Annotated in this window: 13 protein-coding genes; 8 read left to right on the top strand and 5 right to left on the bottom strand. The window is 35.7% G+C overall.

Going from position 1 to position 14,500, the window contains the following annotated elements; all coding sequences use genetic code 11:
- Positions 1 to 127: 127 nt before the first annotated feature.
- Positions 128 to 817, bottom strand: coding sequence for a DUF6261 family protein (locus JIV24_RS15835; RefSeq protein WP_200466039.1), 690 nt, complete (start codon positions 815 to 817; stop codon positions 128 to 130).
- A 482-nt stretch (positions 818 to 1,299) separates the two neighbouring features.
- On the opposite strand from JIV24_RS15835, the gene rocD reads away from it, so the two are divergent.
- Positions 1,300 to 2,526 (top strand): ornithine--oxo-acid transaminase, encoded by a 1,227-nt coding sequence (gene rocD / locus JIV24_RS15840; protein ID WP_289048452.1) that lies wholly within the window; start codon positions 1,300 to 1,302, stop codon positions 2,524 to 2,526.
- 52 nt (positions 2,527 to 2,578) lie between these two features.
- On the opposite strand, the gene JIV24_RS15845 is transcribed toward rocD, so the two are convergent.
- Positions 2,579 to 2,995 carry a DsrE family protein gene (locus tag JIV24_RS15845; protein WP_234445851.1) on the bottom strand — a complete coding sequence of 139 codons (417 nt, stop codon included), beginning with the start codon at positions 2,993 to 2,995 and terminating at the stop codon, positions 2,579 to 2,581.
- 57 nt (positions 2,996 to 3,052) lie between these two features.
- Here JIV24_RS15845 and JIV24_RS15850 point away from each other — a divergent pair, with 57 nt between their 5' ends.
- The 3 genes from JIV24_RS15850 to JIV24_RS15860 all read left to right on the top strand — a co-directional run bounded on the left by JIV24_RS15850 (position 3,053) and on the right by JIV24_RS15860 (position 5,986).
- Positions 3,053 to 3,565, top strand: a complete 513-nt coding sequence (locus tag JIV24_RS15850) for a hypothetical protein (protein WP_200466040.1) — start codon at positions 3,053 to 3,055, stop codon at positions 3,563 to 3,565.
- Positions 3,550 to 3,954 carry a hypothetical protein gene (locus JIV24_RS15855; RefSeq protein ID WP_200466041.1) on the top strand — a complete coding sequence of 135 codons (405 nt, stop codon included), beginning with the start codon at positions 3,550 to 3,552 and terminating at the stop codon, positions 3,952 to 3,954. The genes JIV24_RS15850 and JIV24_RS15855 overlap by 16 nt, the downstream gene beginning before the upstream one ends.
- A gap of 88 nt (positions 3,955 to 4,042) precedes the next feature.
- Positions 4,043 to 5,986, top strand: a complete 1,944-nt coding sequence (locus tag JIV24_RS15860) for an LTA synthase family protein (protein WP_200466042.1) — start codon at positions 4,043 to 4,045, stop codon at positions 5,984 to 5,986.
- Between the two features lie 54 nt (positions 5,987 to 6,040).
- Here JIV24_RS15860 and JIV24_RS15865 read toward each other — a convergent pair whose 3' ends face one another.
- Entirely contained in the window at positions 6,041 to 6,631 is a 591-nt protein-coding gene (locus JIV24_RS15865; protein ID WP_200466043.1) for a hypothetical protein, read from the bottom strand.
- A gap of 207 nt (positions 6,632 to 6,838) precedes the next feature.
- Positions 6,839 to 8,632: an arginine--tRNA ligase gene (gene argS / locus JIV24_RS15870; protein ID WP_200466044.1), complete on the bottom strand. Its 1,794-nt coding sequence runs from the start codon at positions 8,630 to 8,632 to the stop codon at positions 6,839 to 6,841.
- Positions 8,633 to 8,854: 222 nt separating this feature from the next.
- Here argS and JIV24_RS15875 point away from each other — a divergent pair, with 222 nt between their 5' ends.
- On the top strand, positions 8,855 to 10,882 hold the full coding sequence (locus tag JIV24_RS15875) for a sensor histidine kinase (protein WP_200466045.1): 2,028 nt from the start codon (positions 8,855 to 8,857) through the stop codon (positions 10,880 to 10,882).
- Here JIV24_RS15875 and JIV24_RS22810 read toward each other — a convergent pair.
- Positions 10,877 to 11,518 (bottom strand): energy transducer TonB, encoded by a 642-nt coding sequence (locus JIV24_RS22810; protein ID WP_200466046.1) that lies wholly within the window; start codon positions 11,516 to 11,518, stop codon positions 10,877 to 10,879. The genes JIV24_RS15875 and JIV24_RS22810 overlap by 6 nt on opposite strands.
- A gap of 184 nt (positions 11,519 to 11,702) precedes the next feature.
- Here JIV24_RS22810 and JIV24_RS15885 point away from each other — a divergent pair, with 184 nt between their 5' ends.
- The 3 genes from JIV24_RS15885 (at position 11,703) to JIV24_RS15895 (ending at position 14,488) form a co-directional block, all read left to right on the top strand.
- Positions 11,703 to 12,389, top strand: a complete 687-nt coding sequence (locus JIV24_RS15885) for a phospholipase D-like domain-containing protein (protein ID WP_200466047.1) — start codon at positions 11,703 to 11,705, stop codon at positions 12,387 to 12,389.
- 320 nt (positions 12,390 to 12,709) lie between these two features.
- Positions 12,710 to 13,267: a DUF1599 domain-containing protein gene (locus JIV24_RS15890; RefSeq protein ID WP_289048454.1), complete on the top strand. Its 558-nt coding sequence runs from the start codon at positions 12,710 to 12,712 to the stop codon at positions 13,265 to 13,267.
- Positions 13,268 to 13,279: 12 nt separating this feature from the next.
- Positions 13,280 to 14,488, top strand: coding sequence for a BT_3928 family protein (locus tag JIV24_RS15895; protein ID WP_200466048.1), 1,209 nt, complete (start codon positions 13,280 to 13,282; stop codon positions 14,486 to 14,488).
- The last annotated feature ends 12 nt before the right edge of the window (positions 14,489 to 14,500 follow it).

Below are 14,500 nucleotides of genomic sequence, written 5' to 3' on the forward strand. Positions count from 1 at the left end.
TAGGTGTAATTTTATTCACACTCTCGTGAAAAAATTATGATTTTGAAAAAGCGCTTTGGAGAACCTGAGTTGTCACTAAAATTTAGCCTTATTGTGGTGTTTGGGCCACATACTTTTTAGTACACCACTATTTACTGGCCCTCGATACGGCTTCTATAACACTATTTAAATTAGTGGCCAGCTCCTGCGCTTCTGGCGTAGGTGCAATCAGCAAATTGGCATTTATAATACTGGTTAAAGCCATGAGCGATTCTATAGCCATGCTAGCTGCATCTGATGTTTGAACACTCTCTTTTTTATCCGCTTCAGCAATGTTTTTCTCAATGTACAATTGTTCAAAATCGTTACGACAGCTAATTAAATAACTTACATACACATCGATGCTAAGTCGAGCTATTGCTGCTTTGTACTTGTCCTTACTCAGTTCACTGTCCAGGGCTTTTAACTTAGCCATCTGCCTTACGTAACCAAGCTCCTGAACATTTTGAATATGTTCATGCATCACATCATAAAGCAGATTGGTAGCTTCGCGCTCTTCAGCAATGTGGCTGTAGCGATAGGCCTTCGTCAGTGCTTTAATCATCTTAAAAGCATCATCACACTTATTATCCAACTCTTTTAGCTTATGGGTATACTCACTTTTTTGAGTGCGCGATAAGCTGGCATCCAATACATTCATATTATCGCTACACTTAGCGGCAACTGTAGTCAGTCCAAGACTTTCGCTCAGCTCAGGTGTTAAAAGGCTCATACAACGACTGACAAGCGTCAATGTTTGTGTTGGATTAAAATACGAACGTTTAATTTCGTTAATCATAATTATTCGGATTAGTTGTCCGGTACGGACGGTTAATAATAAATTTTAGTTTGGTATTGGTATTTACAGCACATCAGAACAAATACATCAGAACACTGACATAGTACTGCATTACCTTATTATTTGTGGGAAGATAGACGCTGATTATCTATCATTGAATAGAATTGGTGTCATGATTATTGGGTTAAGTGGTTTGTTTATAAAAGCGTTAGCTAATATATAATAATCAACCTTTTATAAATATGACTTTTATCACGACAATGAATACTAGTAGCATTAATTGTGTAAATACAACTCAATTTATAATGAATAATCACTCTGGTCTCTTCACACGCACCATGCATCACATATCTTTTGAAATATCGTTTCCACCCTAATGAATGACAAAACTCAGCTTAATAGAGCTTTATTTTCTCATTAATTCTCCTATTTTTGCTAGCATACCAAATAAATGATAATAATAACCAATTAAAATCTGTATTATGACCAATAAGAAGATGACACCTGCAGATTACATTGCACGTGAAGACAAGTACGGAGCACATAATTACCACCCACTACCAGTAGTTCTTGAAAAAGGAGAAGGAATTTACGTTTGGGATGTTGAAGGAAAGAAGTATTTCGATTTCCTTTCAGCTTATTCAGCCGTTAACCAAGGACACTGTCACCCACGTATTATTAATGCACTTACCGAGCAAGCAAAAGAATTAACTTTGACTTCTCGTGCTTTCTACAGCAGTGTATTAGGAGAGTTTGAAGAGTACATGACCAAATATTTTGGTTTTGACAAGGTATTACCGATGAATACAGGTGCCGAAGCAGATGAAACAGCTTTGAAACTTTGTCGTCGTTGGGGATATGATGTAAAAGGAATTCCTGAAAACGAGGCTAAAATAATTGTTTGTGCTGAGAATTTCCACGGACGTACCATTACTATCATCTCAATGTCTACTGATCCTGATTCATATAAAGGATTTGGACCATTTACACCTGGTTTTGTAACGGTACCTTACAATGATTTAGATGCTTTAGCCAAAGAGCTTGAAGATCCGAATGTAGCTGGTTTCCTTGTTGAGCCAATCCAGGGTGAAGCTGGTGTTTATGTACCAGATGCCGGATATTTAAAGAAAGCACATGCCTTGTGTAAAGAAAAGAATGTGCTTTTTATTGCTGACGAAGTACAAACAGGTATTGCACGTACAGGTAAGTTGTTAGCTTGCGACCACGAAGATGTTAAACCAGACATTCTAATTCTTGGAAAAGCCATTTCAGGTGGTGTATTCCCTGTATCGGCGGTATTAGCTAACGACGATGTAATGTTAGTTATCAAACCAGGCGAACACGGTTCAACATATGGCGGTAACCCACTTGGCTGTAAAGTAGCCATGGCAGCTCTTGATGTAATCAAAGATGAGAATCTGGCTGAAAACTCAGAGCGCTTAGGTAAAATCTTCCGTGAAGAAATGCTAAGCATCGATTCAGATATGATTGAACTAGTCCGAGGTAAAGGATTACTAAATGCGGTAGCAATTAAGCCTAAGAATGGTAAAACAGCTTGGGACGTTTGTGTAGCAATGAAAGATAATGGTTTAATTGCCAAGCCAACTCACCAGCACATTATTCGTTTTGCACCGCCGTTGGTTATCAACGAAGAAGAGCTACGTGAAGCGATTGATATTATTAAAAAAACATTGGCGCAGTTTGCTTAAAACTGAACTTAAAGAAAGTTTGAAGCCGGTCATCAACGACCGGCTTTTTTTTTTAGAAATTAAGCTGTTTCCAATCAGCTTTCAAGCGTTCGGTTAAAGGCTTACCCATTCCTTTCACATCAATGCCCATATCGCGTAATTGATCGGCAACACCATACATTTCTGCACAATTAACACATGCCTCAACAACTACACCATTATCCTGCATCATTTTGAGCTTTTCCTGCAACTCTTCGTCCTCGCACAATAACTTGGCCGAAGGTCCCCAAACAATGAGGTTTACTTCATCAAACCATTTTACCTTTTTGGCAGCATTAGTATACATAAAACAGACCTTTAAGGCCACATCTCTATCACCACTACTCCAAATAACCATTAGCTTGTCTTGTTCTCTCATCTCATTTTTTTTAGCCGTCACCCCCAATAATGGCACCGTCATCAAAAACAAAGTAACAATTAAATACTTCATAAGTATATTCTTTAAATTAGATGCTAAATATGGTATCAATATTTCAAAAAGGCAATTATGAACACCCTTGCTTCTTATTTAGTTTTATTACAAAAGCAACTCAGCGAAGTTGACGAACGCAATTTTGACTTTGCATCGTGGAAAAGCGCAACGCTTTTACTTGTTACAAGTTGCTTTGGTACCAATTCGGCTCAAGTGGCCGCCATCGATAAAATTGACTATGCCTACAACAGTTGGGCCTTGCGCGATGAATCAGGCACTACTGACCCTATAAGGCGCGAATGCAAAACAACCCTTTCTGTGATTATAAGCGAATTACAAATTAAAGCCGAATCAAATACAGAAACCACTGGCTCTTCACAATCTAACAGCCTCAACTTTATGTGGTTGCCTTTTGAAGATGAATTAACCGGAGCAAGCCTTAAGAAGCTTAAATCAATCATTTCTCAACCTAATGTGCCGGACGAAGAAATTGAGCTTTTCTTAAAAGATTTACCAAATCAAACGCTGGTTAACATCATTCGCAACACCTTAACCTCTAAAGAATTTAAAGAATGGATAAGTCAATAAATACACTTTATAAACCCCGCCACATGACCTCATATGCTTTTATAAATGATATACTACATGTTTCAATAGAAGGACCTGCAACCATTTATGACTTATATGACTTTTTGGATGAAATTGGCAGTCTGCAAAGTCTTCCTGAAGAGTTGAAGGTTTTTTACGATCTTCGTAAGGCCAGCCTCGACTTACGACTTGATGAAATTAATGTTCTATCGAAAAAAGCTGAAGAAAAAACCCTGAATTGTAAATCTGTAAAAACCGCATTTTGTGTTAAAGACCCTAAAATAACAGCCTATGCCATGCTTTTCTCGTGGCTGCCTGAAAGTTCAAAGATTAAACGTGAGCAATTCTCTACAAAAGAAGCCGCTTTGAACTGGTTAAATACTGATTAATTAAAGCCTTTAACGAATATTAATTGCAAGAATTCAAATTTACTTCACGACAATGTTAACTTTGTGCGAATTTTTCACAAAAGTAAGCATGTCATTTTTTAAGATTTCGAATAAAACACACAACGAATATCTCATCCTTCTTTATCGATTATTATTGATAATGATTTTCTACAGTGCCTTTCGCATCGTGTTTTACCTATTCAATGCATCTCTTTTTCCGAATGTAGATTTCAACTCATTTTTAACAATTATGAAGGGCGGCCTTAAATTTGATTTAAGTGCCATGTTGTATCTCAACGGCCTTTATGCATTATTATATATCCTCCCATTACCATTTAAATTCTCAAAAGCATACCAATACTTTTTGAAATCGTTGTTTTTAATTGTTAATGGTGTAGGACTGGCACTCAACAGCATCGATTTAATTTATTATAGATTTATCCTTAAACGCACTACCTATAATGTGATTAACATCCTCGAGAATGAAACAAACATGATCAAACTTTGGAGTCAATTTATTTTGGACTATTGGTATGTTGCTATTCTATTTATACTTTCAGTTTTCCTGTTAAGCAAAGCCTATTCGGCCCTACAACCAGCCAGAGTAAAGTTCAACAAAAGATGGTTATACCCAATCGCATCCATCTTTGCTTTAGCAATATTCTCAGGCTTCTCAATTATAGGTATGCGAGGTGGTTACCGCCATTCGACACGCCCAATTAACATGGCCAATGCCGGCAAATATGTGAACACGCCTGATGAGATGGCCATTGTACTAAACACACCTTTTTGCGTTATTCGCACCTGGGGAAAAACCAACTTTACAGCCTATAACTTCTTTGAATCAGAAGAAGAACTGAGTAATATATACAACCCGGTTTCATACGCCGATACCTCAAAGCTTAAAACAAAAAAGAATGTAGTCATCTTCATTCTGGAAAGCTTTAACAAGGAGTTTATTGGTGCGTTTAACCCTACGCTCGACAACGGGAATTATAAGGGTTATGCTCCGTTTTTAGATTCTCTGGCTCAACATTCGCTAATATATACCAAAGCTTTTGCCAACGGCCGGAAATCTATTGACGCCATGCCATCGGTACTAGCCAGCATACCGGCATTGGTATTGCCTTATGTCGTTTCAGAATACTCATCAAACCAAATAAACAGCTTACCTTATCTGTTAAAAAAAGAAGGTTATCAATCGACATTTTTTCATGGTGCTCCTAACGGCTCAATGGGGTTTGATGCATTCTCTAACGTAGCCAAATTTGATGACTACAAAGGGATGACTGAATTTGATAACGATGATGAATTTGATGGCATGTGGGGTATTTGGGACGAACCGTTCTTTAAATTCTATGCCAATGAAATGAACAAGATGAAAGAACCATTTATGACATCCTTGTTCTCATTATCATCACATCATCCATTCAAAGTTCCGGAACAGTATACTGATGTATTTCCGAAGGGAACACTTCCTATTCACCAATGTGTTGGATATACCGATAATGCATTGCGTCAATTCTTTAATATGGCCAGGGAAATGCCATGGTATGAGAATACACTATTTATAATTACTGCTGATCATAGCACTCGGGCCCATTACGATGTTTCACGAATCAGCACCAATAAATTTCAAATTCCTCTTTTGTTATTTAGCCCTGGAGATTCAGAATTAAAAGGTATTGATACGCGCATAGCACAGCAAATAGACATCATGCCAACTGTACTTAATTACATCGGCTATAGCAAAGAGCCCTACATAGCATTTGGCAATGACCTACTGGATGATAGCTCAGAACGCTTTTCCATTAATTACATCAACGATAGTTACCAACTATATAATAATGATTACGTACTGCACTTTGATGGAGAGAATATTATTAGCGCATTTGATATTTCAAAAGATTCGATGCTCACTAATAATATTAAGGATAGTAGCGAAGAATATCTGTCGACTATGCCATTGATGAAAAGCATCATTCAGCAATACAATAATCGCATGATTGAAGATCGTTTAACGGTAAAATAAAAAAGCCTGAATAAACATCCAGGCCTTAGAATTATTTTTAAACTTAATCTTCTTCTAAAACTTGTGCTTCAGTTTTTCGTCCATTAGCTCACGTGCTAACTTTTGTTCGCGTTTTAGTGCCGATTTACGATGTGTCTCAAACTCCTCTTCTACTTCATTTAAACGGTGCTTGGTTTCGTTTGTAACTGAATTACTACGTTTATACATTAGAAACAAGACAGTTGTTAAAGCCAATAAACCAAAAACAAGCCCCCACATAATAGAGCTATAAGCCCCTTTTGATATTTCAGAACCTAATATCATCATGCTGTTTTTAGAGGTATTAGTCGCTTCTAAATCGTCCGAGAGTTGCTTAATCCTTTCATCTTTGGATACTACCGTATTTTTTAACTCAACAATCTCATTCTTTCGTGTTTTTAATTCCGTCTTATAAATATCTATACTATCAATCGAATTCTGCTTCAATAGATTTAAGGTAGACATTTTCACAACCTTATAGCGCTCATAAGATTCCGACTTATCGTATACGTATTCAAATTGACCTTTTAAGCTCAAAGAATCGAATCGGGCTTTTAAATCATTTTGAGCGAAACTAATCGATTGACTCACAATCATGGCAGTAAGTAGAAGTGAAAGAAATCTCATTTGTATTTATTTTATGTTTGAGTGTTGTTATTTTCTGCAAACGTAGTAACAATTCTAATTATTGTATCATACTATCGTTTTCACATAATCAAATATATCGATTATTCCGCAAACTTTGATGGCAGCAAAGGTTATTTGGACATTTTTACAAAACAAAAGAGGCTACCAAAATTGATAGCCTCCATATATGATAATTGAAATGGTATTTTACATTCTTTCTGGCACATCAACACCCATCATCCACATTCCATTTTTAATTACAGTACCAACCGATTTGCATAACAATAGACGCATTGAGCGTTTTGTTTCATCTTCTTCTACTGCAATAGGAGATTCATGATAGAATTGGTTAAACTCTTTTGCAAGATCATATACAAAATTGGCAATTAAAGCCGGACTGTACACCTTCCCTGCCTCTGCTACGACAGCTGGAAAATTAGAGACCATACGCATTAACTGAATCTCTTTCTCTGAAAGTTCGGTATTTAAATCAGTCTTATCAGAAATAGCAATTCCATTGGCTTTTGCTTTTCGATAGATTGATTGAATACGCGCATAGGTATATTGGATAAACGGACCTGTATTACCATTAAAATCGATCGATTCTTTAGGATCGAAAGTCATGTTTTTACGAGGATCTACTTTTAGCATAAAGTATTTAAGCGCTCCTAAGGCAATCATTTCATATACCTTTTCTGCTTCCTCTTCAGAATAGCCTTCAAGTTTACCAAGCTCTTTTGACATGTCGCGAGCCGTATTGATCATATCCTGCATTAAATCATCAGCATCCACAACCGTTCCTTCTCTCGATTTCATCTTACCTTCAGGCAACTCAACCATACCATAGCTAAAATGCACCAAGTCTTTACCCCAGTTAAGACCCAGGCGATCAAGCACAATGGCAAGAACTTTAAAATGATAGTTTTGCTCGTTACCTACCACATATACCATTTTATCGATATTGTAATCATCGTAACGGAGTTTTGCCGTACCGATATCTTGGGTCATATATACACTTGTACCATCGGTTCTCAACAGCAGCTTTTCATCTAAACCATCTTTCTCAAGATCAGCCCACACACTATTGTCATCACGGCGGTAGAAAGCTTTTTTATCGAGACCTTCGAGAACCATATCACGACCTACTTTATAAGTATCAGACTCATAATAGATTTTATCGAAGTCAACGCCCATTTTCTTGTAAGTTACATCAAACCCCTGGTACACCCATTGATTCATTTGTTCCCACAGTCCATACACCTCGGTATCGTGCGCTTCCCATTTAACCAGCATTTCACGAGCTTCTTTCATTAAAGCAGAGTTAGCTTCCGCTTCGTCTTTTGTTTGTCCTGCTTCAATTAAAGCCGCTTGCTCTTTCTTATATTCCTGATCAAATTTCACATAGAAATCACCAACTAAGTGGTCTCCTTTCTTTCCTGTAGATTCAGGTGTTTGTCCTTCTCCCCACTTTTTCCAGGCCAACATTGACTTACAAATATGTATACCACGATCGTTAACAATATTGGTTTTTACCACCTGATTACCATTTGCCGAAACAATTCGCGACAATGAATAACCGAGTAAATTATTTCTAATATGTCCAAGGTGAAGAGGTTTATTGGTATTCGGCGATGAGTACTCAATCATCACTAATGGCGATTTATCATCTGCCTCGGTAATTCCATACTGCTCGTTATGAACATTCTCATTCAGAAGGTTCGTCCAATATGAAGTAGATAACTGAAGGTTCAGAAAACCTTTTACAACCTCAAATTCAGATACATCTGCACAGTCCTCCTGAATGCATTCTCCAAGCTCCTTCCCTGTTTCAACCGGATTCTTCTTAGAAATCTTTAACAAAGGGAATACCACAATGGTGTAATCACCCTTCATATCTTTGCGGGTTAATTGAATCTGAACTGACTCTTCGGCAATATCAGTTGCATATAACTTTTTTACTGCACTTACAACTGAAGCTTTTATCTGACTTTCAATTATCATTTTCGTAACTTTAGTATCCTCGTTTTTTTTCAAAGTGCAAAGTTAATAAAGTTCAGGTTTTTGACATGTAAGAATATTCAAATTATCTGCATATTTATAAACTATTTGAAATAAATCGATAATTATTTTTAAATAATAACATTTGACTATTGTATAGCAAAGAGCAATAAAATACTTTTGCCAACGGTTTTTTTTAATAGTGACGGAAGGAGACAATAATTGATGAATATAATTCTTATAAGTTTTTATTATAAGATACTATTGTTAATGCCATGGCCTTTAACAATTAATGGGCAAGATACATCTACGCTTAACTTAGATGAAATACAGGCCTTGTTTTATCAGATTATAGCGCTACTTGGCTTGTCAATGGCTGTTTACTTGTATATTAACTTTCGAAATAACAAGAAAAGAAGCAGCTCAACAAGAGCTATTCATACGCCAACAGACGAAGCCACAAGCATTTCCAAACAACTCCAACAGCTGATCAATCTCATTCCTTATGCCGCTTGTATCGCCAATGAAAATCAAAAGGTAGTATATTATAACGAACAATATAAAAATCTCGTTACACATAAAGCGTTAGATAATCATCAAAGTTGGGACAAGCAATTACTAATTGACAAATCACAAATAAACTTAAGTAATAACGGAGAGTTTATTGCAACAAACAAGGGGCTAAAAACATTCAAATTAAATATTAAACCTATTGACTATAAGAAATTAGGTCTTACCCTCTATTCGGTAATTATCGAAGATATATCGCATTTACAAGACCTGCAGGATGACATTGAAAAACGAAAAGGTTATTTAAAAAACACCATAGCAAACGCCAGCTTTCCTGTTATTATTATTGATGAGGACTTAAATATATTTGAATCAAACAAGCACTTTTACAACATTATAAAATCCAAAAGAAATAAGCTTACTCAAGAACCATTAATCAACTATTTCCCTGAAGATGAGCGTGAAATAATTCGACAACACCTTACCAATGGTTTAAACAATGAAAATAAGCAACAAGTTTTCCATCTTTCTACTAGCGATAAACAATCAATCCCTGTTGAGCTAAATGTGATACCTTTTAACTTTTTCGGCTCAACCTCCACAATATGTTTCTTCAAAGACATTTCGGAGCGACAACACATGGAAAAAGAAATTTTAAAAGCTAAACAACAAGCTGAAGAATCAGACCGATTAAAATCATCGTTTTTAGCAAACATGTCTCATGAGGTACGGACACCATTAAATAGTATTATGGGCTTTACTGAATTAATGAGTGATGAACAGCTAAAAGCGCATGAACGCAAAGAATTTCATAACATAGTTAAAGCCAGTTCCAGCGAATTACTTAATCTATTGAATGACATAATGGAATTCTCTAAAATTGAATCGGGGCTGATTCAATTAGATTATTCAAAAATAATACCACATGACATCGTAAGCGAGCTAAGGGATTACGCCAGTTCACAAACCACCAATAACGAGCACCTTGACATCATCATTAAAGAACCTGTTGGTTTAGGTGACATGCCGGATTTAAAATCGGATAAAAAGCGTATTAAACAAGTTCTTCGTCACCTCATAGATAACGCTATTAAATTTACTTATAACGGAACGATTACTTTGTCTTATCAATACAGACTCGACAATTCGGTTGAGTTTATTGTATCTGATACAGGCATTGGCATCCCTCATAAGAAAATCCCTAATATTTTCCATAAATTCAGGCAAGCCAATGATGATAATTCCCGTGATTTTGGCGGAGCCGGATTGGGCTTAAGCATATGTAAGCATCTTGCAAATGTTTTAGGAGGATTCCTTTGGGTTTCATCAATTGAAAATCATGGATCAGAGTTTCACTTTATCTTACCGTCACAAAACGATTCATCACAAAACTACCGCTATAACAATGCCATTATCTTCTATTCTAATACACCGCAACCCGCCCCTGTATTAATTGAAGAATCAAAAAGCCTGCTACTATTTTCATTTTCGGCATTACTTAACGTCCCAATGGCTCACAATGTATCGGTCATCGTTTTAAAAACGGTCTTATCAAAAGATGAATTGGCAATGTTAATGGCTATTCCTCAAATACAATCGGCAACCATTATTTTGTATGGTAAAAAACAAATTGAAGTCATTCACAGTCCAATAGCAAAAGATTTGAACCTAATACTTAAGAACAAAATTGAGCTCAAAAAGTACATTAGAAAATGCATTGAACGAAAGCTAAGTAGCCTATAAAACTTCCAAATCGAATTCGATTATTATATGATACTCTCCAGAAACGGCACTCCCATAGTTTGTCGCCGGAAAAAACCGCCAACTATATGGCATAGATTTAGCTACTTCTTCAACCGCCTTATCGATTAGCGGATGTAATTTTTTAACCAGGTAAAAACTATACACTTCGCCAGATGAATTCACTTTTAAAGCCAACACAACCTCACCTTCAACATCTTCATTAATTGCCCGCTTAGGATAACTTAGGTTATTAACTAAATATAAATAAGGAACTAATGGACTTCCTTGAAACAAGCAAGGTGTTTTTCTTTTTAGTTCATGCCTGTCAACTCCACTCAACATCAATAACTCTTCGCGGTCGAAATCATATTCATAATCCAAAATTCCATTTAAATTATAAAAACGCCAACGACCAACCATTTCATTGTTACTATACTTTCCTTGTTCAATTATTTTACCTTTATAATATGTGATGCTTTTTCCTTGTTTTGTTTCAACATTACTCTTTAAAACCCAGTTAACATACTTATACACCCCATCATTCTTAGTTACCACCATCGTTTCCTGAGCACCACATTTTAGACCTAATCCTATAAGTATGATGGGTAAAATATATTTTAATGAAACTAAACTCACGCTTGCTTATTGTATATTATTAATTGTTGAATATACAACTAAAGATACAAGTCTATAATTAAAACCAGTAATTTGTAGTCTAGAACTGTTCTTATTCCTACTTTTATAAACGATGATTATATATTCATTCACATTATCGATGAATACTCACTGACATCACAAATTACAAACTTAACTTACATAAATGAACGAAATAATTGAAGAACTGGAGAAGTCAATTGACGATTTTGTTTTATCGAAGCTGGAAAAGAAAATCATTTCAGCGAAGTTAGACACCAAGGATTTTGGTAAAGATGAACTTCTCAAACTGCGAACACATCTTTTTAAAATAGCCAAAGACAAATGCACGGATAGAAAGCACAAAAATCTCATCAACTGGCTTGAGGAAGCAAATATTTTTTTACTTCCCGATTCTATCGAACCTTTTTATTGCCGCAGCTATTTTAGCCCGGGAAGTGATTGCTTAATGACCATTATTAAACAATTAAACAAATGCACTACTTCTGCTGACATTTGTGTATTTACAATTAGTGACGACCGAATTCGGGACGAAATTGTTAGTGCAATCAATCGCGGCATTAAAGTTCGTATTATTTCTGACGATGATAAAACAATGGATAGAGGCTCAGATATGGACTACCTATCGGATAATGGTGCTGAAGTTAAAATTGACCATTCTCCGCATCACATGCATCATAAGTTCGCAATATTTGACAGCAAAGTATTGCTAACAGGAAGTTACAACTGGACACGCAGTGCTTCTGAATTCAATCAGGAAAACATTATTGAAACCAACAATACTGAAGCTTTAGAGAAATATATTAAAGAATTTGAACGTCTTTGGAACCTGATGTATAAACTACATTATTGAGAAATTTCAGTTCCATAATATATTTGCAACATACTTTTTTTAAAAAAAGTAAACGATTATCATCTTTCTGCATAAATATGCAAAAACAATGCATTATATTCGTTTTGGCTTTTGACTGGAACTCCTTCTGGCAAGGACAATTCCATCACAGCAGCCCGTGGGTCGATTTCGGCCAAAAGCCTTTTCTTCTTTTTAATATATATAGCATGGTTTCTTGTTGTGTTATAAATATTGCTTCTTTATTATCAGATTCTAAGTAATTATACTCAAACATTTATCATTTTTTGATAATTTTACGCGTCCAATTTAAAAGTAGTAAAGTGACCAAAACAGATAGTCAATTCGACCACGTCATAAAAATTTGCAAAGACATCTTTGAAAAGAAGATGAAAGATTATGGCACAGCCTGGCGCATTCTTCGCCCATCAAGCATGACCGATCAAATTTTCATTAAAGCCCAGCGCATAAGAAGTATTGAAACAAAAGGCACTTCAAAAGTTGACGAAGGCGTTAGAGATGAATTTATTGGCATAGTTAACTACTGTTCAATGGCATTGGTACAGCTTGATCTTAAACCGGCAGAACAACCAGAGATGAATCAGGAAGAAGCCTTAAAAATGTACATGGATAACATTTATTCATCCAAAGCTTTAATGGAGAATAAGAACCATGATTACGATGAGGCATGGCGTAAAATGCGAATTAGCTCCTTCACAGATCTTATTTTGATGAAACTTCATCGCACAAAACAAATTGAAGACAATCAAGGACAAACAATAATATCCGAAGGCATCGACGCCAACTACATGGACATGATTAATTACGCTATTTTCGCGTTAATTAAACTAGAGTTTCCTGAAGATGAAGACAATGCATAAATAACTTCACGCATGCTGAGATTAATTAGTCGCCTTATTGTAGGCATCGTTTTTCTATTTTCTGGTTTTGTAAAAGCAGTAGACCCCAAAGGTGGCGCTATTAAAATTGCTGAATATCTTGAAATTATAGGGCTACACGATACCGAAGATCTATCAATTACTTTAGCAATAGCCCTTTCAACCATTGAATTTATTTTAGGTTTTCATTTAATACTTGGCTTTAAAATTAAACGAGTAGCTCTTCCTACTCTGGTTTTTATGATTGGTTTTACCATCATCACCTTCTTCATCGCCATTTTTGAACCAGTTTCAGATTGTGGTTGTTTTGGTGATGCGATTAAATTAAGCAATTGGGAAACCTTATTTAAGAACCTCATTATATTACCATTCAGCTTGGTGGTTTATTACCAACGAACAAAATATAATGGTGAGCTTAGCGCTTTAAAACAAAATCTGATAAGTTTTATTGGTTTTTCATTTATAATCGGATTATCAGTTTATAGCCTATATTATTTGCCTGTACTAGACTTTCGCCCATATCAAGTTGGTGCTAACATACCTGATAACATGAGCATACCTGAAGGTGCTGATGAAGGAGAGTATGAAACAACATTTATACTTGAAAAAGATGGTGTGAAAAAAGAATTTGGCGTAAATGATTATCCATATGAAGATAGTACTTGGGTATATCTTGAAACAAAAACAAAAGTGATACGTGAAGGCTATCAGCCGCCTATTAGTGCTCTAAATTTTGAATCAACAGATGGCGACGACTTAACACAGAAAATTATAGACAGCGACTACCCAATATTTTTAGCGGTTGCTCCAAATCTCGAAAAAGCATCTTCAAAACACATTAAAGAGTTGATAGCATTAAAAAACGCGGCCTTTCAATACGGTTACTCTTTCTATTTTGCTACTGCTTCGTTAACTGAGGCCTGCTTTAAATTTGACTTGGCGCATCAGGCAGCTTTTGAATACGCTCTTTGTGATGAAACAACACTTAAAACAATTATCAGAGGTAATCCGGGCTTACTAATAATTCAACAAGGAACAATAATTGCTAAATATAATCACACTCAATTACCTAATGCCAGTTCTTTAAAAAACCCACTTTCACATTCGGTTAAAGAACAGCAAAAGGCAAACAATAAAACATGGCTATGGCTTACTTTTATTTCACTATTTGGGTTGATTGTTATAATATTTAAATTCAAATAAACTAAAATTTTT

Origin of the sequence: Carboxylicivirga marina, assembly GCF_016612505.1 — a bacterium.
GTDB lineage: Bacteria > Bacteroidota > Bacteroidia > Bacteroidales > Marinilabiliaceae > Carboxylicivirga > Carboxylicivirga marina.